The organism is Gemmatimonadaceae bacterium, from assembly GCA_035606695.1.
In the GTDB taxonomy this organism is placed as follows: domain Bacteria; phylum Gemmatimonadota; class Gemmatimonadetes; order Gemmatimonadales; family Gemmatimonadaceae; genus JAQBQB01.
This window is the reverse complement of the sequence record DATNEW010000027.1, coordinates 254,958-278,771: the sequence shown is the minus strand read 5'-3', so window position 1 is coordinate 278,771 and position 23,814 is coordinate 254,958. Positions and strand designations below refer to the sequence as shown.

The following is a 23,814-nucleotide window of genomic DNA, read 5'->3' as shown; positions in this document are numbered from 1 at the left end:
GTCATTCGTCGTCCTCCGACGGCGCCAACGGGAACTGCCCCGTATCACCGGACTCGAGCACTTCGACGACTTCTTCCTCGACGTGCCGCTTCTTCATCACCCAGAATACGACGGCAAGGCCAATAAGGATTGCCGCCACGAGCACATTTTCATAACGGCGAACGTGACCGAGCAGGACCAGCGTCGTTCGTCCGAAGCCCCAGCCAATCAGTGTGAACGCGAACGCCCATGTCGTACAGCTGACTGCGGCACCGATCGCATACAGCCAGATCGGCACTCGAGCCGCGCCGCACGCGATTGGCAGCGTCAGCCGCAGGCCGTACGCCCAGCGCACCGCCAGTGAGACACGCCACGGATGCCGGCGAACCACGCGGAAGGCGCGCACCATGAACGATCGAAGGTGCGGCCAACGCCGCCGCGCCCACTCGCCGCGCCAGCGTCCCACATAGTACAACCCGATGTCGGCGACCCATGTTCCACCCGCGACCCAGAACCCGACGAGCGACAGCCGCAAGCGATGATCGTGCGCCGCCAGGCCTCCGATGAGCGGCGTGGCCTCTTCGGTGATGATGCCCGTCAACCCGAGCGTGATGTACGCCCAGAGCTGATGCAGAACCCTTGTCGCCTGAGCATGCGCCGCGGCCGTTTGAAACAGGAGCAGAAGAATGGGCGTCGCTCCGCTACGCCGTCACGGCGCGATCGCGGCGGCGCTGCACGCCGCGTCCATGTACGCGCGAAATTCCCGATGCAGCCGAGTGGCGATGGGACCCGGTGCGCCATTCGCGACCGGCACGTCGTCGATGCGCACGATCGGCATCACGTCGGCAGTGGTGCCAACGAGGAAACACTCATCCAGCCGCGACAGTTCTGCGCGTGTGAGCGCTCCCTCGCGCACCGCCATGCCGAGCGCGCGCGCGATCTCGAGCACCACGGCGCGCGTGATTCCAGGAAGGATGAGATTGTTCAACGGATGCGTGCGGATCTCGCCGTCGATCACGCCCACCACGTTCGCGTGCGACCCTTCGGTGACCAGGCCGTCGCGAATCATGATCGCCTCCATTGCCCCGCGCTCGGCAGCCGCTTGTTTGGCAAGGACGTTCGGCAGCAGCTGGATCGTCTTGATGTCGCAGCGCAGCCATCGAATGTCCGCCGTCGTGATCGCCGTGGCGCCGCGCGCGCGCAGCTCGTTTGGCGGCGAGAAGGGATTGACCATCACGAACACGGTCGGCGCCGGCGCGTTCGCGGGAAACTGATGCGTGCGGGGAGCAGCGCCGCGCGTGATCTCGAGGTACAGGGTTGCTTCACCGTGCATCAGATCGCCATCGCTCAGCAGGCGCTCGGCCACGTCGGTCAGGACATGGGCGCTCGCCACGTCGGGGGCGGCGATGCGCAGCTCGCGAAGTCCGAACGCCAGTCGATCGAGATGCCGCTCGGTCTCGAACAGCCGTCCGTTGACGACGCGCCACACTTCGTAGACGCCGTCGCCGAAAATGAAGCCTCGATCCTCCACCGGGATCGACGCTCCTTCGCGCGGAACGAACTGGCCATTCAGATAACAGAGCACGGCAATCAACGGGTGGGAACAACTGGAAAATAACGCTGTCGCTCCTCCCCGAAAAATGCGGACGTCCGACGTTCGTCCGCGGTAAGCCTTTGTGCTTCAATCTCCAGCGTGCGTCTGCACCGCGTGCGCCGGCACCGCATGCTCCGCCGTCATCTGCTTCGGCTGCATCCCGAACTTCCGCGCGAACCACTGCCGCCATTCGTCCAGAATCTCATAACCCGTCGGAATGACGAGCAGCGTCAGGAACGTCGACGTCAACACGCCGCCAATGACGGCGACGCCGAGCGGCGCGCGGAACTGCGCCCCTTCTCCGCGGCCGAGGGCGACGGGGATCATGCCGGCGATGAGCGCGAACGTCGTCATCAGAATCGGACGCAGCCGGATGGAGCCCGCCTCGATGAGCGACTCGCGGAGCGGCAGGCCGCGCTCCTCACGCGCCCACTTCGCGAAGTCGATGAGCAGAATGGCATTCTTCGCCACGATGCCCATGAGCAGAATCACGCCGATCAAACTCATGATGTTGATCGTCATGCCCGAGATCGCCAGCGACAGCATCACGCCGATGAGCGAGAGCGGCAGCGACATGAGAATCGCCACCGGATCGACAAATGATCCGAACTGCACGACCAGGATCAGATACATCAGCAGCACGGCGAGCCCAAGCGCCGAAAAGATCTGTCCGAAGACTTCGGCCTGTGACTCCGCGTCGCCGCCGATGGTATAGTGAACGCCGGCGGGCAGTCGCATGTGGTCGAGCATCTTCTGAATGTCCGCGGTCACGTCGCCCGTCGCACGACCGGCCGTGTTCAACTCCACCGTCACGACTGGCTCCCGATTGAGGTGGTCGATGATCGCCGGCCCCAGGCTCTGCTTGATGGTCGCGATCTGGCCCAGCGGCATGGTCGTGGGTGCTCCGTTCGGCCCATTCACGATCATCGGCAGCCGCTCGAGATCCGACGCGCGCTGGCGCGCCTCGGGCGTGAGACGCACGGTGACCTTGCGCGACTTGCCCGTGGGATCGATCCAGTATCCGGCATCGATGCCCGCGAACGCCGGACGCAACGACTGCGCGACCTGTCCCACGGTCAGCCCCATCGAACCCGCCACGCCACGATTGAGATCGATCTCGAGCTCCGGCTTCTGGCCCTTGGTCGAGAGACCAATGTCCACCGCGCCGGGAATCTTCTCGACGCCGGCCTTCACCATGTCCGCCGCCTGCGCGAGCGCATTCACGTCCTGTCCGCGCAATTGCAGCTGGATCTGCTTGAACCCGCCGCCGAAGTCGCTCGTGAAAATGGAATACGTCGCGCCGGAGATGCGCGCCGTCTCCGTGCGCATTTCGGCCGCGAGCTCCTCGACCGACTTGTGACGGTCACCCTTGCCGACGGTGCGCACGTAGATGTTGCCTTCGTCCACGCCACCCGTGGCACCGTTGCCGAGCGTAGCGTAGGTGTACTTGACCTCGGGATGTTGTCGCGCGATACGCGCCGCTTCTTCGGCCTTGAGTCGCGTGTATTCCATGTTGGACCCCGGCGGCGTTTCCATCGCGATGATGAATTCGCTGCGATCGTCTTCGGGGAAGAAGGCGGTGCCGACGGTACGCACCGGCGGCACGATTTGCGGCAGCGCCACGAAGGCCGCGAGACCCGCTGCGACGATCACGCCGCGCACCGCGCCGTGCAGACGCTTCTTCACGAGCCCGAACACGACGATCAGAATTCCAACGAGCGCCGCGGCCAGTCCGCTGACCCCCCGCGACGGGAGGAAGAACGACGCGAAGAACGTGAGCGTCGCGATCGTCACCATGGCCAACCGGTGATCGAGCGCCCACGCGATCACCTTCTTGTAATTGAGCGCCTGGCGATTGAACCAGGCATTGAACTTGTCGAGCTGCCGCGTGATCCACGCGCGCTCGTGCGGCGGCTTGTGCGGATCGGGCCAATACGCCGACAACATCGGATCGAGCGAGAACGACACGAACAGCGAAACCGCAACCGAACACGCAATCGTCAACGCGAACGGCTTGAACCACTGCCCGCCGACCCCGGGCATGAAGCCAATCGGCACGAACACGGCGAGAATCGAGAAGGTCGTGGCCGCGACCGCGAGGCCGATTTCGTCCGTGCCGTCGTGCGCCGCCGTGAAATGGTCTTTCCCCATCTCGACATGTCGCACGATGTTTTCGCGCACCACGATTGCATCGTCGATCAGAATGCCGATCGCCAACGACAACCCGAGCAGCGACATCGTCTCGAGATTGAAGCCGAGCGACCAGACCGCGATGAAGCTCGCGAGCACGGAGATCGGCAGCGCGACGCCGGTGATCACCGTCGAACGCCACGAATTCAGGAACAGAAATACCACCAGGACCGTGAGCAGCGCGCCCAGTAGCAGCGCCTCCTCGACGTTCTCGACCGCGGCCGTCACGCGCACACCGGAATCCTTCACGACCTTCACTTCCGTACCGGCCGGCAGCGTCGAATCGATCTGCGCCAACCGATCGCGCACGCGTGCCGCTACGTCGGTCGTGCTGTACCCCTTCATCTTCTTCACGTCGATGCCGATCGCTTCCTTCGCCGCCGTCGCGTTCTTGTCCGCGTACACGGCCAGCGTCCTCGGCTCCTCCGTTCCGTCTTTCACGTTCGCGACCTGACCGAGCCGCACGAGAATGCCGTTGTGGTCGGCGACGACGAGGTTCTCGAACTCCGCCGGATTCTCGAGCCGGCCGTGCAGGCGAATCGCGCGCTCGTCGAGATCGCCGTTCACGCGGCCGACCGGCGCCGCGAGATTCTGCAGCTGAAGCGCCTGCACCACCTGGGCGACGCTCACATTGTTCGCCTGCAGCCGCTGCGGATCCAACTCGACCGTCAGCTCGCGCTCGACCTTGCCGAAGATCTGCACGTCGGCGACGCCGGGGATGGCGCGCAGCTCGCGCGTGATGCCCGGATCCGCGAGACGCGTCAGCTCCGCGGGCGACAAGACGGTCGACGAGATCGCCAGCGAGACGATCGGCCGATCGGTGTCGTTGTACTTCGAGATGATCGGTTCCTTCATCTCCGTCGGCAGATCGGCGCGGATCGTCGAGATGGCGTCGCGCACTTCCTGCGAGGCCACGTTGAGATCCTTGTCGTACAGGAACTCGATCATCATCATCGAGTACCCGTCGTACGCCTTGCCCATGATGCGCTTCACCCCGGCGATCGACCCGATCTGTTCCTCGACGGGCTTGAGCACTTCGCTCTCGACCACGTCGGGCGACGCACCCGGATAGATGATGCCCACCGTCAACCACGGCGGCGCCACGTCGGGAAACTCGTCGGTCTTGAGCTTGAGCAGCGAGAACGTGCCGAAGATCACCAGCGCCACCATGGTGACGACGGTGATGAGCGGCCGCTTGATTGCGAAATCGCTAATGATCATGAGAGCTCCCCGTCATCCTGAGCGGAGCGGAGCGTAGCGAAGGACCCCTTTCATCACGGAGGAGCTCTCCTCGGCGATCGAGGGGGTCCTTCGGTCGCTGACGCTCCCTCAGGATGACAATCAGTTATTTCCTACCCGTATCCGCCGCCGCGCTGACCTTCACCGGCGTCTTTTCCGAGATGCCGCGCGCCGCGCCAAGCAGAATCGTGTCGCCTGGTGCGATGCCGGAGCGCACTTCCACCGTCTCAGTCGCGGCATCGCGAATGCCAAGATCCACGTCGGTCTTCTGCACCAACCCGTTCTTGATGCGCATCACATACGGACGCAGTCCCTTCTCGTCCACCGCGCTGATCGGAATCACCGGCGCGTCGCGCACCTCGCTCGACACGTGGCCGTCAGCGAACAAGCCGCCCACCAGCACGTTTCCCGCGTTCGGGATCGACGCGATGATCCGCACCTGTCGCGTCGTCGGATCCGCCACCGGATTGATGTTCGTGATCCGCCCCGTGAACTGGCGGTTCGGATAGCCGTTCACCGAAAAGTCGACAGGCATGCCGAGCCGCACCGCCGACAGCTGATCGGCCGGCACCGACGCCTCGAGTCGCATCGTCGCCGGATTCACGATCGTGAACAGCGCCCCGCCCGATTGCACCACGTCGCCCGCGCTCACCGCGCGCGCGCTCACCACGCCGGTGATCGGCGAAACGATCGTCGCTTTGCTCAACTGCTTGTCCGCATTCGCCAATTGCGCGCGCGCGTTCGCCAGCTGCGCTTCGGCCGCCGTGTACTGATTGCGCGTGAGCTCCGCGTCGCGCTCGGCGATCGCGCCCGCTTTCAGGAGCGCTTCGTTGCGATCCATCTGCCGCTTCTGCAGTTCCACCGAGTTCTGCGCCGTCGTCACCGCGGAGCGTGCCGACAATTCCGTTTCACGCAGCGCCGCGTCGTCGATGCGCGCGAGCACCTGGCCTTTGCTCACCGGACGGCCTTGCTCGACCATCGTCTGCAGCACGGTGCCGCCAACTTCGGCGCGCACGTTCGCCTGTTCCTCCGGCTGCAACGCACCCGAGATCGCCGGCCCCGATCGAATCTGCTGCGCCTTCACCACGGCGATGTTTTCCGGACCGACCAACATCGTCGGCGTCGTCGTCGCCGCCTTGGTGGTGTCCGTTCCCTTGCACCCCGCGAGCGTGACAAGTGCGGCAAGCGCGACGAGCACGACGGGCGAAGCCGCGACACAACGGACCTGGATGCTGCGAGCTGCTTCGTTCATCTCCTCCTCACGCCGACTCATGGCTGGCCGCTCCCCGGTGGATTAGTAGTCTGTAAACGCGTTTGCGTCGCTTGTCCTTGTAGTTGCTGCTGCTGCTGTTGCTGCTGCACGGCGCCCGCCGCGCTCTGTGTCGGCGCCTGGTTGCTTGCGCCCGACTGCAGCGGAAGGTCGCGGATCAACGCGAGCCGCACGCGGGCGACGGCGAGATTCCGCGCCGCCTGGGCGCGATTGGCGAGCGCCTGCTCCAACAACAATCGCGACTGCGAGAGATCCGTCTGCGTCGAGATGCCTTCGCGAAACCGCACCTGATCGATCGCGTACGCACGCTGCGCCTGCTCGGCAGTGCCGCGGCTGGCGTTCCACGTCGCTTGTGCGTCGGCGAGCGAGTTGAGGGCGACACGTGAATCGAGTCCCGCGAACTGCTTCGTCTGATCGCGCTGCGCGCGCGCCTGCTGTAGCGCGGCCTGAGCGATGAGCTGATCGCCCTTGATCCGGCCGCCGTCGAGAATCGGAAAGTTGGTCGAGACGCCGACGGTCCAGTTGTTGACACCCTGGCCGAGCGACGGCAGCGCACCAGCCGGGAAATACAGACGCTGATACTGCGACACGAGCGCGAACGACGGAATCCGCTCGCTCCGCGCGATCTTGACCTGCGCTTCGGCACCGCGCACCGCTTCGTCGAGCTCGCGCACGGGCGCGCGCATCGCCGCCGACGTGTCGGTGCTGGCGCTCGTGGCTTGCGCCATCGCCGGCAGCGAGGGACCGGTCGCGCCGTCGATGCCCGTCGTGAGATGCACGTTGTCGTCGAGCGGCATGTTGAGCAGCTGCTTCAGGTGCAGGTAAGCGACCTGTCGATTGGCGCGCGCCTGAATCGTGACCGGAATCTGGTTGTCGCGCGTGACCTGCGCGCGGAGCAGGTCGTACTCCGAAACGTTACCGACGTTCTTCGCCACCTGCGTCTGCGCGAAGATCGCGTTCGTCTCCGCCAACGACGAGTCGGCAATCGACACGAGTTGGTCGGCGAGCACCGCGTCGTAGTACGCCGACGTCACGTCGAGCGACACTTGCGCCTGCTGCGCCGTGAGCTCGATCTGCGCCGAGCGAAGCTGCGCGTCGGCCGCGGCGTTCTGCGCGGTGATGCGGCCGCCGGTGAAGACGTTCTGCGAGAAGCTCAAGCCAAACGTCCAGAGATTCGCCGCCGCAAAGCTCGTCTTGCTGAGATCGAATCCGCCCGCCGCCGCCTTCTTGGTGGTATCGGTCGTGCCGGGCGTCGTCGTGTTCGAGTTGCTCGAGCTGCTCGAGCTCAGCCCCGAGAACTGCGACTTGAGCGTTCTGTTATAGCTGCCGGTGGCGTTGAGCTGCGGCAGGTACTGGCTGTGCGCCTGATACTTGCCGCCGCTGGCGCGCGTGACGCCGGCGCGAGCGATGTCGACGGTCTGACTGGCGCCCTGTGCGAGGCGGAGCGCGTCGTCGAGCGAGAGGGAAATGGTTTGCGGGCTTTGTGAGGCTGGCCCCTGCGCGCGCGCGAGCTCGGCCGAGGTAGCCACGAGCGCGAGCGACAGCGACACGATCCGGATGTGAGGGCGGCGGGAAAGCATACGAGTTTGCGGAAAGGAGTTCACGGCGTGGCGGCAGACCGTCGTCAGTCGCCGGCGGCGGTGCGCACTACGGAAACGTCGATGGTGCGGTTGCGGGCGGGCGACGCGGCGTGGACACCGAGCGCGCGCATGAAGATCTCGACGTACTTGGCGGGCGCGCTGTCGGCGGGCTGCGGAAACGCGCCGGGCATCACGTCGCGGGAGATGGCATCGCCGAACATGCTGCTCATGAGCATGGTCACCGCGGTCGGGATGTCGCCGTCGGCGGCGGCGATGCCCATCGACTGCAAGCGCAGCACGTAGTCGGTGAGGATCATGCCGGCGCAGTTCGGACCTTCGCACATGCACACGGCGGCTTCCGGTCGCTCTTCGATCTCGCCGAACGAGGTGCGAATGAGCGCGCGGTTGTCGCGCATGTGTCCGAGCACGGCGGCGACCCACTCGGTCATCTCGCGCTGTGGGTCGTTGGGGTTGTCGGGGAGCTCGGGGATTGGGGATTGGGCGACGTGATCCTGCATGAGCGCTTCGAACAGCGCCGCCTTGGAGCCGAAGGTGCGGAAGAGGGTGACTTCGTTGACGCCGGCTTCGATGGCAATGAGCCGGGTGGTGGCGCCACGGAAGCCGTGTTGGGCGTAGACGCGCTTCGCGGCGTCGAGAATGCGGTCGCGGATGTCCATAGGGCGCGTAGAGTATGGCCTTCCGGAGGCATATGCAAGTACCTACTTACTTGCGACAAATGTTTGGCGACACCCACCTACGACCCACAACCCACCCTGTCCAATCAGAACCCCGACGCCCCCGCCACCAACTCGCGCGCCCGCCGCCCCGCAGCCTCCGCCCGCACACGAAACGGCACGTCCCCCCGCGACCACGCACGCGCGACCCACCGATAGTGCGCCGCCGCGCTGTCCCGCTGACCGCCCTCCTCATACGCACGCGCCAGCAGGTCGTGCAACTCGGTGATCGACAAATAGTACGCGCTCGCCTCGACAGCACCGCGAAGCGCCGGCGCCAGCACGGTCGCCGCCTCGCGCGGCCGGTGCAACGCCAACAAGATGCGGCCCAGCTCGTAGTGAGCGCGCGTGTAGCCGTTCGTCGGCGAATAAAGCGCCCGCCGAAGCTCGCTCGCCGACGAATCCAGCTGACCTCGCGCCGTGAAGAGCAGGCCGCGAGCATAGTGGATCAGCAGGTCGTCTCGCCCGTATGAGCTCGCGCGCCCTGCTTCATCGACCAACGGCAGGCGTCGCACGATCGCCGACGTGTCGTGCGCGGCCGCGTACGCCGAAATCGCGTGCGCCAGCTGCCACGCGCGCGCCCGCGCCGTCCGACCCGGCGCGCTGTCCGCCCCCGGACGCCATGGCGGAACGAGCGAGTCGAACAGGACCGCGCTCGCACGGGGCAACCCACGCTCGAGCAGCAGCTGCGCCCGTGTGATTCGGGCCGTATATGCGGCTCCGTCAACGACCGAATCCTTGCCGGCGTCGGCCAGCGACTGCAACTCGCGTCCGACCGACCACGCCTCCTTCAGTCGGCCTTGCGTGCGATAATCGATCGCGAGATACCACAGCGCTTCCGCGCGTGTCCGAGGATCCGAGACATGCGTTGCTTCGGCAAGCAGTGAATCACACTCCGCAAAACGAGCCGCCTGCAAGTACGCCGTCACGAGAAAGCCGAGCTGCACATCGCGAGTGTGCGAGAGCGACGCGGATTGGCGATATGCCGCCAGTGCCGAGTCCGTCTTTGCCTGGAGACCGGCCATCATCCCGAACGTCAGCCACGCGGACGCTGAGCGCGGTTGCCAGCGCAGCCATTGCCGAGCCAGTCGCGCGGCGGCGGGGATCGAGTCGGCCTGGATGTACTCGAAGACCGCCGTTTGGAGCGCCTCACACGAGCGGCAACGCGCCGGATCTCCTCGCGGCACAGCCCGCTCGTCGGACACCGACGTCATGCCCGAATCGAGCGACACGACGCGCAGCATGGCCCGCGCCGAGCCATTGAAGTCGCCCGCCGCCGCGAGCGCCAAGCCGTGCAGATACATCGCGTCCGGTTCCGATGGATAGCGCACCGCGAGCGTCTCCGCGACCGGCAGCAGCGTTGGATCGTTCGTTTCGGCGGCCCACAGACCCTTCACCAGCAAGCGGTCGCGATCGGGGAGCGGCTCGGCGGCATGTAACGCACGCGTGAGAGTGCGCAGCATCGGTAAGCCGAGCGAGTGCTGCGTCTGCGCGAGGTAGTATTCCGCCATCGCGAAGCTCGAGTCCTCGTCGACCGCGCCACTGAACAGACGGAGCGACGAGACGAGATCGTTCTGGTAATACGCGCGCAACCCCTCTTGATAGAATCGGTATGCGACGAGCGACCGCGTGCTGGCGTCCGCAACGTGCAGCGATTCGGGTGCGGCGCGCGCCAACCCGCTCGCGAGCTCCGCCGTGGCGCGATCGACGAGCGCGAAAACATCGACGCCGCTGACCTCGTACGCTCCGCGCAGCGCACCCGTCGCGAGGTCGATGCGTCTCAGGTCGAGCCGCAAGGTTCCGTCGCTTCGGCGATATAGCGAGCCGTCGATCGCTTCGTCCGCGCGGGCGGCTCGCGCCGCTCGCGTCAGAACCATGCGCTCTGGCTCCGCCGCCGGCCGACCGACGCCGTCATCATGACGCAACCCAGCGGCAAGCTCGTAGACACGGGCGCTGCTGACGACGTGCAGTCCCGGCACGCGCGCAAGATTCGTCGCGAGCATGTCGCGCAGCGGCCGAACGATGCTGGCCGAATCTCCGTCATAGTCCGTCACGGCGCCGACAACAACGACCGGACCGTCGTCGTGTGCACGCAAACGCCAGCTGCCCCACGCCGCTCCGGCAAGAAGCAGCACGGCGGCTGCCGGCAGTGCGAGGCGCGCACGCGACAGCGGCCTCACACGGTCGTTCTCCACGATTTCCGGCTGCGGCGAGGGTGGCGCCGCCGAGGTATCGCGCGACGGACGTACCTCGGCCAACCATTCACCGGATGGATACACCGCGTTGCGCTCGCGCACCGTGCTCATTAGCGCTTGCGTTTCGGCCGACGGCGCGACCTCGAAGTCCCGCGCGAGTCGAGCGGTGAACTCATCGTACGCGCGAAGGGCCGCGGCGCGGTCTCCCACGCGATCGCACAGCACGATGAAACGTCGAACGGCCGTCTCATCGTCGGGAGAAACCGTCAACGCACGGCGTCCCCAGTGCAGCGCGCCCGTCGCATCGTGCGCGATGCGCCGGCTCTCGGCGACGTTCCACGCCGCGTCTGCCGCGAGCGTGCGCAGCCGCGCGCGTTCCTCATCGAGCCATTGTTCGAACTCGGCGGCAACGCCTGAGGCGAAAAACCCCTGGAGCAACTCGCCTCTGTACAACTCTAGAGCCTCCGCGGCGCGCCCGGCGCGCGCGTGCTCTTGAAACGCACGCACGTCGCACCAGACATCGTCGGCGAGTGCCAGCTCATCGTCGCCAAAGCTCACGACTGAATTGGTGCCGAGGGCGCGGCGCAAGTGATGGATTAGTTGGCGAAGCGCGGCTCGGGCGCGTGCATCGTCCAGCTCCGGCCAGAAGAGCGCGAGCAGTGTATCGCGGCGGCGAGGCATGCCTTCCGGCGCCAGCGCGAGATACGACAACAGGGCCAGCCGCTTGGGTTGCCGCGCGAGACCGCGCAGCAGAGACTCGGCTTCGGCGTCGTTCCGTCCGTCGACTCGGGCCAGCTCGACGCCGCCCAGCAACCGCATTGCGATCACGTCGCGCCTCCCGGGCGACCTGCGTTCGACGGCGTTACACGCGGCGTAACGCCTCGACGAACGCCTGAGTCACTCCGACTCCCAAGGTTGGCGAAGCTACGCCCCGGCTATCGGGGCTGCAATACGATCGCGCGTGCCAACCTCTGGAGGATCCGCATGCACATTCGCTCCGCAACTCTCTTGACACTCCTGCCAATCAGCGCCTTTGCGCAGGCGACACTGGTCGCGCGGGACCCCGTCGACGGATTGTCGCTCGCCGGCACGACGCTGGTCTGGAAGAGCGACTGTGGCGGGGACCTCGCGACGGCTGCCCGCGTGCGGTTCATGGATACACGCGGAACCAGCATCGTCACGACCTACTTCTCGGACGCGTGCGATGCCAATCGACCCGCGTCGACGCGCGCCGTCGCAGACAACGATTTCGTCTACTGGCTCACTGGCGCGGGCGCGGTCGTTCGTGCTCCGCTGGTACCTGTGCCGGGGTCCGCTCCACAACAGATCGCACACACGTCGCTCTCACGCATTGCCGGCTATCCGTCGTGCTGTTCGATCGCGGTCGACGACCACTACGTCTATTGGACAGAGACGAACGCGGTGTGGCGTGTGGCGAAGGGCGGCGGCACGCCGATAGTCATCGCGCGCGCCAGCGGTACCCGCGTCACGGATGTGCAGGCGACGTCGGGTGCCTCGCCCCGCGTGTTTTATATCGATGTCACGCCAGGCGGCGGCCGCCTTCGCGCGCTCCTTCCCGCCAGCGCCAACACGTACTTTCCGTTGCCCGCGGGCGAAAGCGTGGTCGCCTACGCCCTGAGCACGGACCATCTGGTGTATGTCTCCGCCGGCGACCAAGGCGCATACACCGTCTTCTCCCGATCACTGCCTTCGCTCGCGAGCGCCACGACGCTCTTCCATGACGACGGCGCACTACACCCTGCGCAGCGCATCGACGCCGTCGCGGTCGACGCCGCGCATGTGTACTGGCATGTCGCGGCCGATCGCACGGGCGGCCCCTTGATGCGTCTGTCGCTCGGAGCGCGGGCGCCGGTGCCCGTGACGATCACGGACTATCAGCTGCTCGCGGGCCCGATCGTGAGTGACGGCCGCTTCGTCTATTGGTTCCAGTTGTCCGAAGGCGTATATCGCCTTGGTGTCGACGCACCGGCGGTCGTCGCGACCTCACGCGACCGCGCGATTTTCACGGCGACCGACGTCTCGCCTGACCGGCCGTGGAATGACCACACGCGCGACGTGGGTGATCCGACCGGTCGCACGAATCTCGTCGTGGTCGATCCCACGAACCCATCGGTGCTGTATGCGGCAACGGATCTCAGTGGCGTCTGGAAGTCGACCGACGCAGGACATTCCTGGATTCAGTCGAGCTACGGAATGGAGCACGGCGTTCCGTCGTGGACGCCTGCGCTCGCTGTTGACCCGACGAACTCACGCCGCTTGGTCTACGCCACCGACGACGACGAGGAGCGCGCCGACGGACGCTCGACCGTGGGCATTTACGTATCGACCGACGCGGCGGCGACGTGGCACCATGTTGCCGTCGATGGCTGCGACCCGGGGCTTGCGGCGCGACAAGCGATTTTCGTCGGCGGCAGCGTCTTCGTTGCGACGCGATGCGGGATCGTGACGAGCACCGACCTCGCGCATTTCACCACGCTCAGCGGTCCGTGGGGTGGCGACACGCCGTACTTCGCGGCGCGCGGACAGACGTTATATACTTGCAATAATACATCTCTCTATCGGTCGACGACGCTGGGCGCATCGTGGGAGCGAGCAATCGCGCTGCCGAACCGCTGCATCGGCATCGCTGCTCCGCCGGACGGCGGCGATCCGAGTCATACGGCGCTCGTCCTCCTCATCGACGGCGGTGAGACTCAATTGCGCGTGTTCTCCGTGGACGCATCGTCCGGTTCGACGCGCGACCTCGGATTCCGACAGAAGCCGGATGGATCCGGGCGACGGGGAATATTCGTGGCACCGCGCGTCACCGCGACGGGAACCGGTCCCCTCGCCAGCTACGATGTCTTCGTCGGTAACGGGCTGAATTTCTTCGGCATCTCCGGACGAAATGCGGACAGAACGTTCATGTGGGCGGGAATCGCGACGATGCACGTCGATACGTGGTCGATGGCATTTCCGTCGACCTACGATCCGGCTCGCGGGGTCTGCACCGCCTATGCGTCGAACGACGGCGGCATCTACGCGTATGTTGGCGGCGCGGGGTCGAACTGCATCACCGCTACCGGTCCATTCGGACGCGCCATGTCCGGCTTGCACGCGCTTGGTACGGGCAAGATCTATGGCATTCGCCGCCCCGGATGTTCCGGTCCGCCATCCGAGTGCGTCGCGCTCTACGTGCCAACGGGAGACAACGATCTGTGGGCGTCATGGACAGGCGGCGCGACACCGCAGTCCTGGAACAGCATCTATTGCTGTGGTGACGCGAGCTTCGTCGTCGGCGATCCCGCGCGTCCCAGCGAGGTAATGACCGGACGAAACACCTTGCGATTGGTGCTACACAGTGTTGGCGCGCTGCCGCCGGCGTTTGCCGAGGTCGAGATCGGCGATAGCTCCATTACAGACGGCTCGACGACACAGGTTGGGTATGGTGCGGCGCCAGTCGTCACCCCTCGCGGAGAAACACCGCCGACGACGCCAGTCGATTACGTCACGTTCCGTAACGTCTCGCCCATCATGCGCGGTCAGCCGGCGAATCTCGACATGGTCGTGCGCATGCGCGGGCTCGTCAACAGGACGTTCGACGTCTCCCCCGGCCACGATTTTCCGTACAACACGGTGAGCAAAGTGGGCGTATCAGGCGGGCACGTGAGCCCCGTGTATTTCGTGCTCACGACCGACGGCAGAGTCATTCGCGGCCGAAGCAACAGCGTGGGCCTGGTCACCACCTGGGAGACGATTTCGCCCAGCACGATGACCGCGCAGAGCCTGTGGGTGAATCCGTACGATCCTCAGGAGATCTGGGTCACCGCCACGCACGACATCGAATCCACCCGCGACGGCGGACTGCATTGGAACGCTGAAACTCATCTCACGGCGATCGCGACTGCGAACGGCACGCAGAGGTTCACGTGTCGACAGTACTTCTGCCCACTGCAACAGGTGCTGTTCGTCCACACCGAGCCGGATGTGCGAATCGCGGTACTGCATCCGCGCGGGCTCGCATTCTCGCGCGATCGCGGACTGCATTGGACGCCGATCGAGCGCCTCCGCGGGTTGAACGGACTCCACGTCGACTCGCTCGCCGATGTGCATGCCTGGCCTCAGTCGGCCTGGTACGATCCGGCGCCTCAGACCAATGGATGGACGAGCCTGTATGTCGCGTTTGGCGGTCGAAGTGTAATTCGGCTCGACGGACCCTTCGAATCGCTGACGCCGATCGAATACTGACCGCGACGCCTCGGCAGAACGTGACCACCAGCAGCACCGATTCGATGCGCAAATGCATCGAATCGGTGCTCGGCCACCTGCCGACACAACAAACGTCGATTTATAAGATGAATTGCGGCAACGAGATATGACACATTCAACGCTCGCGAACGCGGCATGTCTATTGACAATTGTTGATGCGTCAAGCATCGCAATCTCCCCGCATTCAGAGCCGCTCATGCGCCACTCCATCCGCTCCATTTTCCTCACGGCGTCGGTCGCGCTTTTCGCCGCCGCCTGCTCCGACACGATGACGACCCCAACGCCGACGGGCCCCGCACAATTCGCCAAAGGCGTCGCGGGAGGGGGAGGTGGCGGCGGCGGCGGTGGCGGCGGCGGCGTGAAGGCCCTCAACGTGACCGGCGAGTGGTTTGGCTTCCTCTACGCCGCCACGCCCGGCGAAGCCAGTGTGGATTTCGTGCTCGTTCAAACCGGCAGTGACGTCACCGGCACCCTCACGTCCACGCTGTTCAATCAGGGCAACATCGTCGTGACCAGCCCGATGACCGGCACCACCGACGGCGTGACGTTGACGCTGCACTTCATCTGCCCCAACTCCGGCCGTCCGTGCAGCATCACCACGCCCATCATGCAAGTGAAGGGACTCGCCCTTCTCGGCCTCACCACCGATGACGCCACCGGATTCAACGTCTCGGAGCTCAACGTCGTGCGGCGCTGATTCCGAACGGCGACGCCTCATACCGCGCGAGCAGATCGCGCGCGTCATCATAGATCGCTAATGCTCCGCCAAGCGCACGATCGTCCCAACCGCCGCATCGCAACGCGACGGTTGGGATGTTCGCGCGTCGTGCTGCTTCGACGTCGTACGGGGTGTCGCCCAGCATGAGGACTTCGCCGGCGGCGAACGATCCGCGGTCGAGCGCGGCCTGAATGATGTCCGGATCCGGCTTCGAGCGATCGGCATCCGACGACGACGTCTTCCGGTCGACCAACTCCTCGAGCCCCGCCTGATCGAGCAGCTTGTTCAACTCCTCGCGCTCGGCCGAGGTCGCGATGACGAGCCGCAGGTCGTCGGCCTTGAAGCGCGCGAGCAGCTCGTGCGCGCACGGAAACGCGCGCAAGGTCGGCAGGTACGTGGTGTTGAATATTTCCTTCCGTCGCGCCGTCATGCGCTTCGCCTCGACGCTCTCGTGATCGAGGCCGGTGAGCTTGGGCAAGAGCTTGTCGCCCCCCATGCCGATCAAGGGCCGCACGCGATCGAACGCGATGTCGAGCCCGAATTCGCGAAACGTGTCTGCCCATGCACTGGCGTGGGCGTCGTTGCTGTCGATCAGTGTTCCGTCGACGTCGAGGAGAATGCCACGCAGCGTCGCGCCGGCATCGACGCCCTCCGGCGCATCACTCACGAATCATGACGCCGATGCGTTCTCCGCTCGAGCACCACTTCATCGTTGAGGATCATGTACCGAATGACGCGATCGCGTGCTTCGGGAAACTGCTTGATGCGATCGCGAAAGCGATCGTTCGACACGATGCTGGCGTTCAGCTCGCGCGCGAACGCGAGGATGAAATAATCCGCATCGGTACCGGCGGGCGCTTGCCGGACGTGGCCTTCCTCGATCAGTCGCTCGTACGCTCGCGCGTCGTCGATCTGATGGCGAAGCGCCGCATCCGCGACGATGATCGGCTCGAGGCCTTCGGACTTCAGCTTGTCCCGAATGGCGATGAGGTTCGCGAGCCGCGGCCCCTCGCCTTCCGTAGAATGCGCCACGTTCGATCCATCGACGAGCACCACGCTCGACGCCGGCTCGGCTTCTTGGGGTTGTTGCGGCCGTTGCTGGGCGCTCATCGATTGGTGCGTTGACGGTTGCGGTGCGCCGCGGCGCGCCGCGCGAGTGAATCGGCGACGACGGAGTCGGCCACCGCGAACATCGACTGCAGCTGCTGCGCGCGCGCGACCTGCGCCGAGGCGCGTCCCTGCGCTGTCTCGAGCACCGCCTGCAGCTCAGGCGCCTGCGCGACGGCCGACAGCTGCGACATGTAGTCGGCGGCGAGCTGGTTCGCCGCGATCGACTGCTTCACGAACACGCGATCCATCTGCGGACCGTGGTTCATGCTCACGGTATCGATGCGCGCCTGCAGCGCCGCGACGAGCGAGTCCTGCATTGCCGGCGCCGCGGGCGAGAGCCGCAATTTCGCGGCAAGCGAATCCGTGGTGTGTTGCAGCTCTGCCGTTCCGCGAACCATGTCAGCCGCGAACGCCCGCACGGTGTCCGAATGCCACGCCTGCAGCTCGGCGTTCGCGAGCGCACTCTGCCGCGAGTCGATCGCCGTGAGCAGCGACGTGACGTTGCCGTCGGTCATCCAGTGCACCGTCACGGCTGAGTCGTGATGTGTGGTGTCCGCGACCGCGACGGTTCCCGCGGCTTCGTTCGCGCCGCTGTCCGCCAGCGCCACAAACGTCGCCAGCACCGCCGTGACGATTCCCAATCCGATCGTTTTGGTGAGTCCGCTGTCCATCACAACATCCTGATTCGTCGAAAAAAAAGAAATGCCCGGGCTCTCACCCGGGCATCCTTTTCAAGAGGCGCGCCGAACCGTTGGTGCGGGCTCGGCGGCTCAGCCTTTCTTCTTGCCGCCCTTCTTCGTGCTGTCGGCTGGAGCCGCCGCAGGCGCCGCTGCCGCGTTGCCGAGCTTGTTCTGATCGTCCTGCGCCTTGGTGAGATGCGCCTGGATGTTCGGGATTGCCTTCGTGATCAGCGCCTTGAGCGAGGTGTCCTGCGCCGCGCCCTGTGCCGCTTGCAGCAGCGACAGTACCGACTGGTGAACGGCGACTTCGTGATCGATGTAGGCCTTATCCCACGCCGCGCCCTTCGCTTGCGCGTTGAGGCTGTCGGACATCTTCTGGAGCGTCGCCGGCAGCGTATCGTTCGCCGGCGCTTGCGGCGTAAGGTTCAGCTTCTTTGCGAGATCCTGCCCGGCTTTCCGCAACGCGTGGTGATCGCGCTCCATCATTTTGCCGAACTCCTTCACCGACGCGGCCGTTCCCTTCTTCGTGGCGATGTTGCCCCAGGCGCTGTCGGCCATGTTCGCTTCATCGAGCAGCGCCGCGATGTTGGCGTCCGTCAGCTGCGCCGGTGCCGGGGCGGCGGTGGTCGTCGGCGCCGCTGCTGCCGCCTTCGCGGCCGAATCAGCCGCCGCGGCCGAGTCCGACTTGTTCTCACCCTTGGCGCACGCGGCCCACAGTGCGCAGGTGCCGATCACTGCAATGCTACGCGCAAGACGCATCGACATACGTTCCGTCCTCCAGACAGGTTGAATCGCCCGGTCGTTCCGGGATGACCGTGCGCTGGCTCAGCAATTTCTGTACGAACCCGGCTCGAGATGGCGGGTAACATCGAGGCGTGAGGTGCGTCACACGTACGCATTCACATTTCCCTAACAGCCGCCAATGAAGAAGCAGACTCTGCGCAACGCCTTGCTCGTGGCGACCGCGGCCGTATCGGCATGGCTCGAATCGCCGAAGCTGGTGCATGAGCCGCTGCCGGCCGCAGCGGCCGAGCTCGCTGCTGCGCCCGCGACGATCGACAGCGCAGTGGTTCAGCTCGTTTCGACGGCGACGCGCAGCCATCTTGGGTTCGACACCAACGTATATCCCGGCGACAAGGCGATGGACGCCTGGAAGCGTGCCGGCCAATACGAATGGGTCGGCTACTATCTGTCGGCTCCCTGCCACTCCGACGACACGTGGTCGGGCAAGCGCGCGCAACTCGTGCGCAACGGATGGGGCTTGGCGGTCATCTACGTCGGTCAGCAGACGTGGGGCAAGAGCTTCGCGCCGACGACGCGCACCGTCACGGTCCACAGGAAGGCGACGAAAGGCCATCGCGCGAAGACCTACAAGATGACGCGCACGTCGACCATTCCCGTCGCGACGAGCCGGGACGGCAAGTGCGCGGCGTCGTACGTCAACGCGGCGCAAGGTGCGATCGATGCACGCGGCGCCATCGGGACCGCGCAGGGCGAAGGCTTTCCGAACGGGACCGTGATCTTTCTCGACGTCGAGTACATGACGTCGGTGCCGCAACGCATGCGCGACTACTACCGCGCGTGGACGCATGCCGTGCTCGCCGACGGTCGCTATAAGCCCGGCATCTATGCCCACACGCGCAACGCGAGCACGATCTACGACGACGTGAGCGACGAGTACACGCGCGCCGGTGTCTCGGGTGATCCGGCGTTCTGGATCGCCGGCACCGGCGGCTTCGACGTCGACCGCGCGCCGACGGACGTGGGCCACAAGTTCGCGACGGCGTGGCAGGGGTTGCTCGACGTGGTGCGCGAGCACAACGGCGTGCGCCTGCCGGTCGATATCAGTGTGGCGAGTGTGGCGTCGCCTAGCACGGAATAGTCTGGAGTACCCGTGCCGTTCAAAAAAATTTGTCACGGACTGTGAACTGCGACATACGCGGACAGGCACGGAGACGGCGTTGACTACAGTTGACTACAGTTGACTGCGGTTTCCGCTGTCTCCGTGCCCGTCAGAGTCCGTCGCGGTTCACAGTCCGTGCTTGAGTTTTTTTGAACAGCGTGCAGAAAAGCAGATCCTCGTCTCGCTCCGCTCGCGAGGATGACGGCGTTCGTTCGGCTCGCGAGGATGACCGATCTATTTCGCCGCCGACACCTTCTTCACGAACACCACCGCGTCGTAGTTCGCGGGAAACTCGATTGGCGTCTGGAACGCCGTCGGCGATGCGAGCGGCGAATAGGCGTCCGTGATAAACCGCATCGGACGCGGACCCTTGAGCCACGCCCCCGCGAGATCACTCGGCAGCGCGCGCATGTCGAGCCAATAGGCGCTCTCAGGCGCGCGGCGAAACACGTCTTCGTACGTGTTCGGCTGCGGCGGCGTCACCGTGATCGTCGACAGACCCGGCTCGTCGCCGATGCGCGCATTCGGATTCGGCACGTGCGTGCGAATCACGCCGTCGCCATATGTGAACGCAATCGCGCGATAGCGCGCGCCAAGCCGCTGGCCAAGCGGTACGCCGGTTTGCACCGTCGTCTTGTCGAGCGTCAGACGTCCCATCTCGACGTCGCCGCCCCACAACACCAGCCGCGCATTCTCGCCGGCGATGTTCGCGAGGAACATCACGTGCTCGGCGTTCGCGTCCTCGCGCTTCATGCGGCGCAACCCAACGCTCACGTGATGCGCGACGAGCCGCGCCATCTCTTCAGCAAATGCTAAATCCGACGCGCCGCGCGAGCCCAGCCGGCGCCGCAGTGCGACGATGCTGTCCAACCCTTGCGTCGTGGCCGGACCACACGACGCCCAGAACGTGCTGTCGGCCGCGCGACCCTCGAGTCCCCAGTGCGCGCCTTCGTTCATCGCGACGCAGGCATAGTGCTGCACGAGCCACGACTTGAGCGCCGGCCCGGTGAGTGAATCGGGTAGCGTCGTGATCACGCGCACCGCGTGCGCGGCGGTTGGAATCTCGAACCCGTAGAATCCGATCTCGCGGTCGCGATGCGCCATGTTCCACGCGCGAATCGATTCGACCAGGGCCACCATCTCGCGCGTTTCCCAGCGCCAGTTGTCGAGTGTGCGCAGCAAACGCCGCGCATCGCCGTTGCCGCCGCGGACGTAGCGATCGATCTCCATCGCGTCCGCCATCGACGCCTGAATGGCGATGCCGCGCACGCCCGAGTCGGCGAGCGCCAGTACCGCGCGCCGCACGACGTACGGAAACTCGTGCGTGCCTTCATTCAATTCGCTGAAGCCGATGATGCGCGCGCCAGTCGTGAGCGCGAAGATCTCCGCGCGCTCCGCCGGCGTCGCGACGGAATCGTCAGCGCCGAACGCCGACGCGTGCGACTCGACCCACCGCAGCGCGGCCGTCGCCGAGTCGCTCAAGGGTACCGGCGGTGGCGGCGGTGGTGGCGGCGCCGAATGACAGGCCGCGATTCCAACGATGAACGAAGAGACGACAGTCAGCGCGAACCTTCGCGCGGAGCTCGACATGTAGTGCCTGCAGTGTCCGTAGTGCATGTGCGGATTCGTTCGCATGAGCGTGCGTTGGTTCGATGAATGTCTAATCAGCCGACGCCGGACGCATCGGCATTGCCGTTGTCCTCGTACAACAACTCTACCATCTCTCGGGCGGCGACCGTAGCGGTCCGATCGCGCAGCTCGAGCCGGGTCAACGTTCGCTTGATCGTCAGCCCCTCGACGTGCAACACCGCAATGCGTCCAAGCGCGAGCTGATCCGCCGCCGCCGCGCGCGAGACAATCGCAAGTCCGAGTCCCGCCGCCACCGCCTGCTTGATGGCTTCCGTGCCGCCCACGCGCATCGTGCGCGTGAGGCGGATGCCGTGTCGCGCGAGCGCGCTTTCACTGACTTCTCGCGTGCCCGAGCCCGGCTCACGGACCAACATCCGCTCCGCCGCGACATCCTCGACCGTCACGCGCCGTTCCGACAACAAGCGGTGGTCGCGCGGCGCGATCACGACCAGCTCGTCGTCACGCCACGGATGCGCGATGACCCCCGCGTCCGACACCGGCCCTTCGACGAGCGCCAGATCGACCCGCGCCTCGAGCAACAGCCGGAGCACCGCACGCGTGTTCGCGCTCGACGTCTGAATGCGGACGCGCGGGTGACGAAGGTGGAACCGCCCGAGCACGGGCGGAAGGAGGTAGGTGGCAATCGTCGTGCTGGCGGCGATGCGAAGCGCGCCCCGCTTGAGCCCGCGAAGCTCCCGCAATTCCCGCTCGGCCACTCGTTCGACACCGAAGAGCTCGCGCGCCCTGCTATGGAGCGCGCGGCCGGCGTCGGTCAGCCGAAGAGAGCGTCCCTCCCGGTCGATGAGGGACAGGCCCAATCCCGCCTCTAACTCCTTGAGCGACTTGGAGATCGCCGGTTGGCTGAGATTGAGCGCCTCGGCAGCGCGGGTGAATCCGCCATGGTCGACGACGGCCGCGAAGAGCCGGAGGTGGTGGAGGTTGAGTGCCATAATGAAAAGTTATGTATTTATAAGAACAATGTACTGGCTTCATTGTGTCCTCGCCAACTATCCTCCCTCTATGCGGTTGAATTGGCGCGTCCTGTGGCCAGGCGTCCTTATCTCCATTCTTGTCGCCCTGGCGGCTGTCGCCGGGGGCGCGGCTGAAGAACACCTCCTCGGACGGGCGATCATCGAGGCGCTCGTTTTGGCCATTCTCATTGGAATGGCCGTGTGCACCGCCGGCGGCGTCAGCCCGCGACAGGACGCGGGCATTCGCTTCGTCGGCAAAGAAATCCTCGAGGTCGCGGTCTTTCTGCTCGGCGCCACGATGGACATTCCGCGACTCTTTGCGTCGGGACCGTGGCTGGCGTTCGGGATCGTCGGGATCGTGTGCGTGTCGCTCGTCGTGAGCTACGGCATCGGCCGCGGCGTCGGTCTCACGCCGCGGCTCGCGGTGCTCGTTGCGTGCGGCAACTCGATCTGCGGGAATTCGGCGATCGCCGCGGTCGCGCCGGTGATCGGCGCTGAGCGTGAGGATGTGGCGGCGTCGATCGCGCTGACCGCGGTGCTGGGTGTGCTCGTCGTGCTTGGTCTGCCGCTCCTGATGATCCCGCTGCATTACTCCAACTATCAGTACGGCGTGCTCGCGGGGCTCACGGTCTACGCGGTACCACAGGTGCTCGCGGCGGCGTTCGCCGTGAGCGTGTTGAGTGGACAGGTCGCGACCGCGGTGAAGTTGGGTCGCGTGTTGATGCTCGGGCCTGTCGTGATGTTCTTCTCGTTGATCGGCCGGCGCGACTCAGGATTGGGCGCGCCGAGCGACGCCGCGACGTCGTCGCTGCCAAAGCGCCGGGCGAGCCTGGTTCCGTGGTTCGTCACCGGATTCGTCGTGCTCGCCGCGCTGCGTTCCACGCACGTCATTCCCGACGTCGTCGCGAACGAGGCGAAGCTCGTCGCAGGCTGGCTGACGATCGCCGCGATGGCGGGGCTCGGATTGTCGGTGGATTTGCGCTCGGTGCGGCGCGTCGGATCGCGGGTGGCCACCGCGGTGGCGGGATCGCTCATCGCGCTGATTGCGACTGCGATCCTGCTCATTCGCGTGCTGGCGTTGCGATAATTCTAATTTCTCTTATTTCAGGTGTACGACGGCGTTCGCCCACTGCGCCGCGTCGTCGTCTTCCTGATAGAGCTTGTCGAGATCGACGACGACGCCGGTGCTGCCCGCCGCCGAGATGCCGAAGCGATCCATGCTGCGCGTGGCGCGGCCGCTGCCGGGGATGTATTCGCCGTCGGGCTTGAATGCCGAGTGGTGCTTGGGGCATTGGAAGCCGTGTTCGCGATCGTCCCACTTGAGCGCGGTGTTCTGATGCGGACAGGAGAGGGCGAACGCATATACGGCGTTCTGCCAGCGAACGAGAATGACCTCGTTGTCCTTGTCGATCTGCGCACCGTCCGCGGCGGGAAGTGTGTAGCTGCGCGTGGCACCGGAGGCGCGGCGCGCTTCCGTGAACTCGAGCGGCATGGCGAGCGCGGTGCGGCGTGACACGCCGACGGCGACGAGCGCCCCGGCCATGCTCAGGAAGGAATCGCGAAGAAACTGGCGACGCGTGTGGGGCAGGCCGCAGCCGTGCCCCTCACATTGGTCGCCCGGTGTTGTCTCGTTGAGTTCGTCGTGTGTGCTCATGATCGAATGACCCTCGTCGGCTGCGTTACCCTACCCCGGAATCGGGCGGGTGTGCCTCAGAAAAACGCGCGGACGAGCTCGATCGTTGGCGTGGGACGC

At 65.6% G+C, this 23,814-nt stretch carries 18 protein-coding genes; 4 read left to right on the top strand and 14 right to left on the bottom strand.

Going from position 1 to position 23,814, the window contains the following annotated elements:
- Position 1 precedes the first annotated feature (1 nt).
- The 7 genes from VN706_14440 to VN706_14410 form a co-directional block, all read right to left on the bottom strand.
- A complete protein-coding gene (locus tag VN706_14440; protein HXT16834.1) occupies positions 2-580 on the bottom strand; it encodes a VTT domain-containing protein in 579 nt (192 codons plus the stop codon).
- A 108-nt stretch (positions 581-688) separates the two neighbouring features.
- The gene (gene dat, locus VN706_14435) at positions 689-1,564 is read right to left on the bottom strand and encodes a D-amino-acid transaminase (GenBank protein ID HXT16833.1); all 876 of its coding nucleotides are present in this window, start codon (positions 1,562-1,564) and stop codon (positions 689-691) included.
- A 96-nt stretch (positions 1,565-1,660) separates the two neighbouring features.
- Positions 1,661-4,984 (bottom strand): efflux RND transporter permease subunit, encoded by a 3,324-nt coding sequence (locus VN706_14430; GenBank protein ID HXT16832.1) that lies wholly within the window; start codon positions 4,982-4,984, stop codon positions 1,661-1,663.
- Between the two features lie 124 nt (positions 4,985-5,108).
- Entirely contained in the window at positions 5,109-6,275 is a 1,167-nt protein-coding gene (locus VN706_14425) for an efflux RND transporter periplasmic adaptor subunit (protein HXT16831.1), read from the bottom strand.
- A complete protein-coding gene (locus VN706_14420; GenBank protein HXT16830.1) occupies positions 6,272-7,852 on the bottom strand; it encodes a TolC family protein in 1,581 nt (526 codons plus the stop codon). Before VN706_14420 ends, VN706_14425 begins: the two co-directional genes overlap by 4 nt.
- Positions 7,853-7,896: 44 nt before the next feature.
- Positions 7,897-8,529, bottom strand: coding sequence for a helix-turn-helix domain-containing protein (locus VN706_14415; protein HXT16829.1), 633 nt, complete (start codon positions 8,527-8,529; stop codon positions 7,897-7,899).
- A 104-nt stretch (positions 8,530-8,633) separates the two neighbouring features.
- The gene (locus VN706_14410; GenBank protein HXT16828.1) at positions 8,634-11,600 is read right to left on the bottom strand and encodes a BTAD domain-containing putative transcriptional regulator; all 2,967 of its coding nucleotides are present in this window, start codon (positions 11,598-11,600) and stop codon (positions 8,634-8,636) included.
- 165 nt (positions 11,601-11,765) lie between these two features.
- Between VN706_14410 and VN706_14405 the strand changes: the two genes are divergently transcribed.
- Together VN706_14405 and VN706_14400 are read left to right on the top strand one after the other, a co-directional pair.
- Positions 11,766-15,029 (top strand): hypothetical protein, encoded by a 3,264-nt coding sequence (locus tag VN706_14405; GenBank protein ID HXT16827.1) that lies wholly within the window; start codon positions 11,766-11,768, stop codon positions 15,027-15,029.
- A gap of 217 nt (positions 15,030-15,246) precedes the next feature.
- Positions 15,247-15,747 (top strand): hypothetical protein, encoded by a 501-nt coding sequence (locus VN706_14400; GenBank protein HXT16826.1) that lies wholly within the window; start codon positions 15,247-15,249, stop codon positions 15,745-15,747.
- Here the strand turns inward: VN706_14400 and VN706_14395 are convergent.
- The 4 genes from VN706_14395 to VN706_14380 form a co-directional block, all read right to left on the bottom strand.
- Entirely contained in the window at positions 15,728-16,435 is a 708-nt protein-coding gene (locus VN706_14395; protein ID HXT16825.1) for an HAD family hydrolase, read from the bottom strand. The two genes, VN706_14400 and VN706_14395, sit on opposite strands and share 20 nt — an antisense overlap.
- Positions 16,432-16,878 (bottom strand): hypothetical protein, encoded by a 447-nt coding sequence (locus VN706_14390; GenBank protein HXT16824.1) that lies wholly within the window; start codon positions 16,876-16,878, stop codon positions 16,432-16,434. Before VN706_14390 ends, VN706_14395 begins: the two co-directional genes overlap by 4 nt.
- Positions 16,875-17,549 carry a DUF4142 domain-containing protein gene (locus VN706_14385; protein HXT16823.1) on the bottom strand — a complete coding sequence of 225 codons (675 nt, stop codon included), beginning with the start codon at positions 17,547-17,549 and terminating at the stop codon, positions 16,875-16,877. The genes VN706_14390 and VN706_14385 overlap by 4 nt, the downstream gene beginning before the upstream one ends.
- A 99-nt stretch (positions 17,550-17,648) precedes the next feature.
- Positions 17,649-18,323: a DUF4142 domain-containing protein gene (locus VN706_14380; protein ID HXT16822.1), complete on the bottom strand. Its 675-nt coding sequence runs from the start codon at positions 18,321-18,323 to the stop codon at positions 17,649-17,651.
- A 157-nt stretch (positions 18,324-18,480) separates the two neighbouring features.
- Here VN706_14380 and VN706_14375 point away from each other — a divergent pair, with 157 nt between their 5' ends.
- On the top strand, positions 18,481-19,440 hold the full coding sequence (locus VN706_14375; protein ID HXT16821.1) for a glycoside hydrolase domain-containing protein: 960 nt from the start codon (positions 18,481-18,483) through the stop codon (positions 19,438-19,440).
- A gap of 255 nt (positions 19,441-19,695) precedes the next feature.
- Here the strand turns inward: VN706_14375 and VN706_14370 are convergent, their stop codons facing one another.
- Both VN706_14370 and VN706_14365 read right to left on the bottom strand, forming a co-directional pair.
- Entirely contained in the window at positions 19,696-21,096 is a 1,401-nt protein-coding gene (locus tag VN706_14370) for an erythromycin esterase family protein (GenBank protein ID HXT16820.1), read from the bottom strand.
- Between the two features lie 29 nt (positions 21,097-21,125).
- Positions 21,126-22,040, bottom strand: a complete 915-nt coding sequence (locus VN706_14365) for a LysR substrate-binding domain-containing protein (GenBank protein HXT16819.1) — start codon at positions 22,038-22,040, stop codon at positions 21,126-21,128.
- Position 22,041: 1 nt separating this feature from the next.
- On the opposite strand from VN706_14365, the gene VN706_14360 reads away from it, so the two are divergent.
- On the top strand, positions 22,042-23,148 hold the full coding sequence (locus tag VN706_14360) for a putative sulfate exporter family transporter (GenBank protein ID HXT16818.1): 1,107 nt from the start codon (positions 22,042-22,044) through the stop codon (positions 23,146-23,148).
- A 12-nt stretch (positions 23,149-23,160) separates the two neighbouring features.
- On the opposite strand, the gene VN706_14355 is transcribed toward VN706_14360, so the two are convergent.
- The gene (locus VN706_14355) at positions 23,161-23,715 is read right to left on the bottom strand and encodes a Rieske 2Fe-2S domain-containing protein (protein ID HXT16817.1); all 555 of its coding nucleotides are present in this window, start codon (positions 23,713-23,715) and stop codon (positions 23,161-23,163) included.
- Positions 23,716-23,814 lie beyond the last annotated feature (99 nt).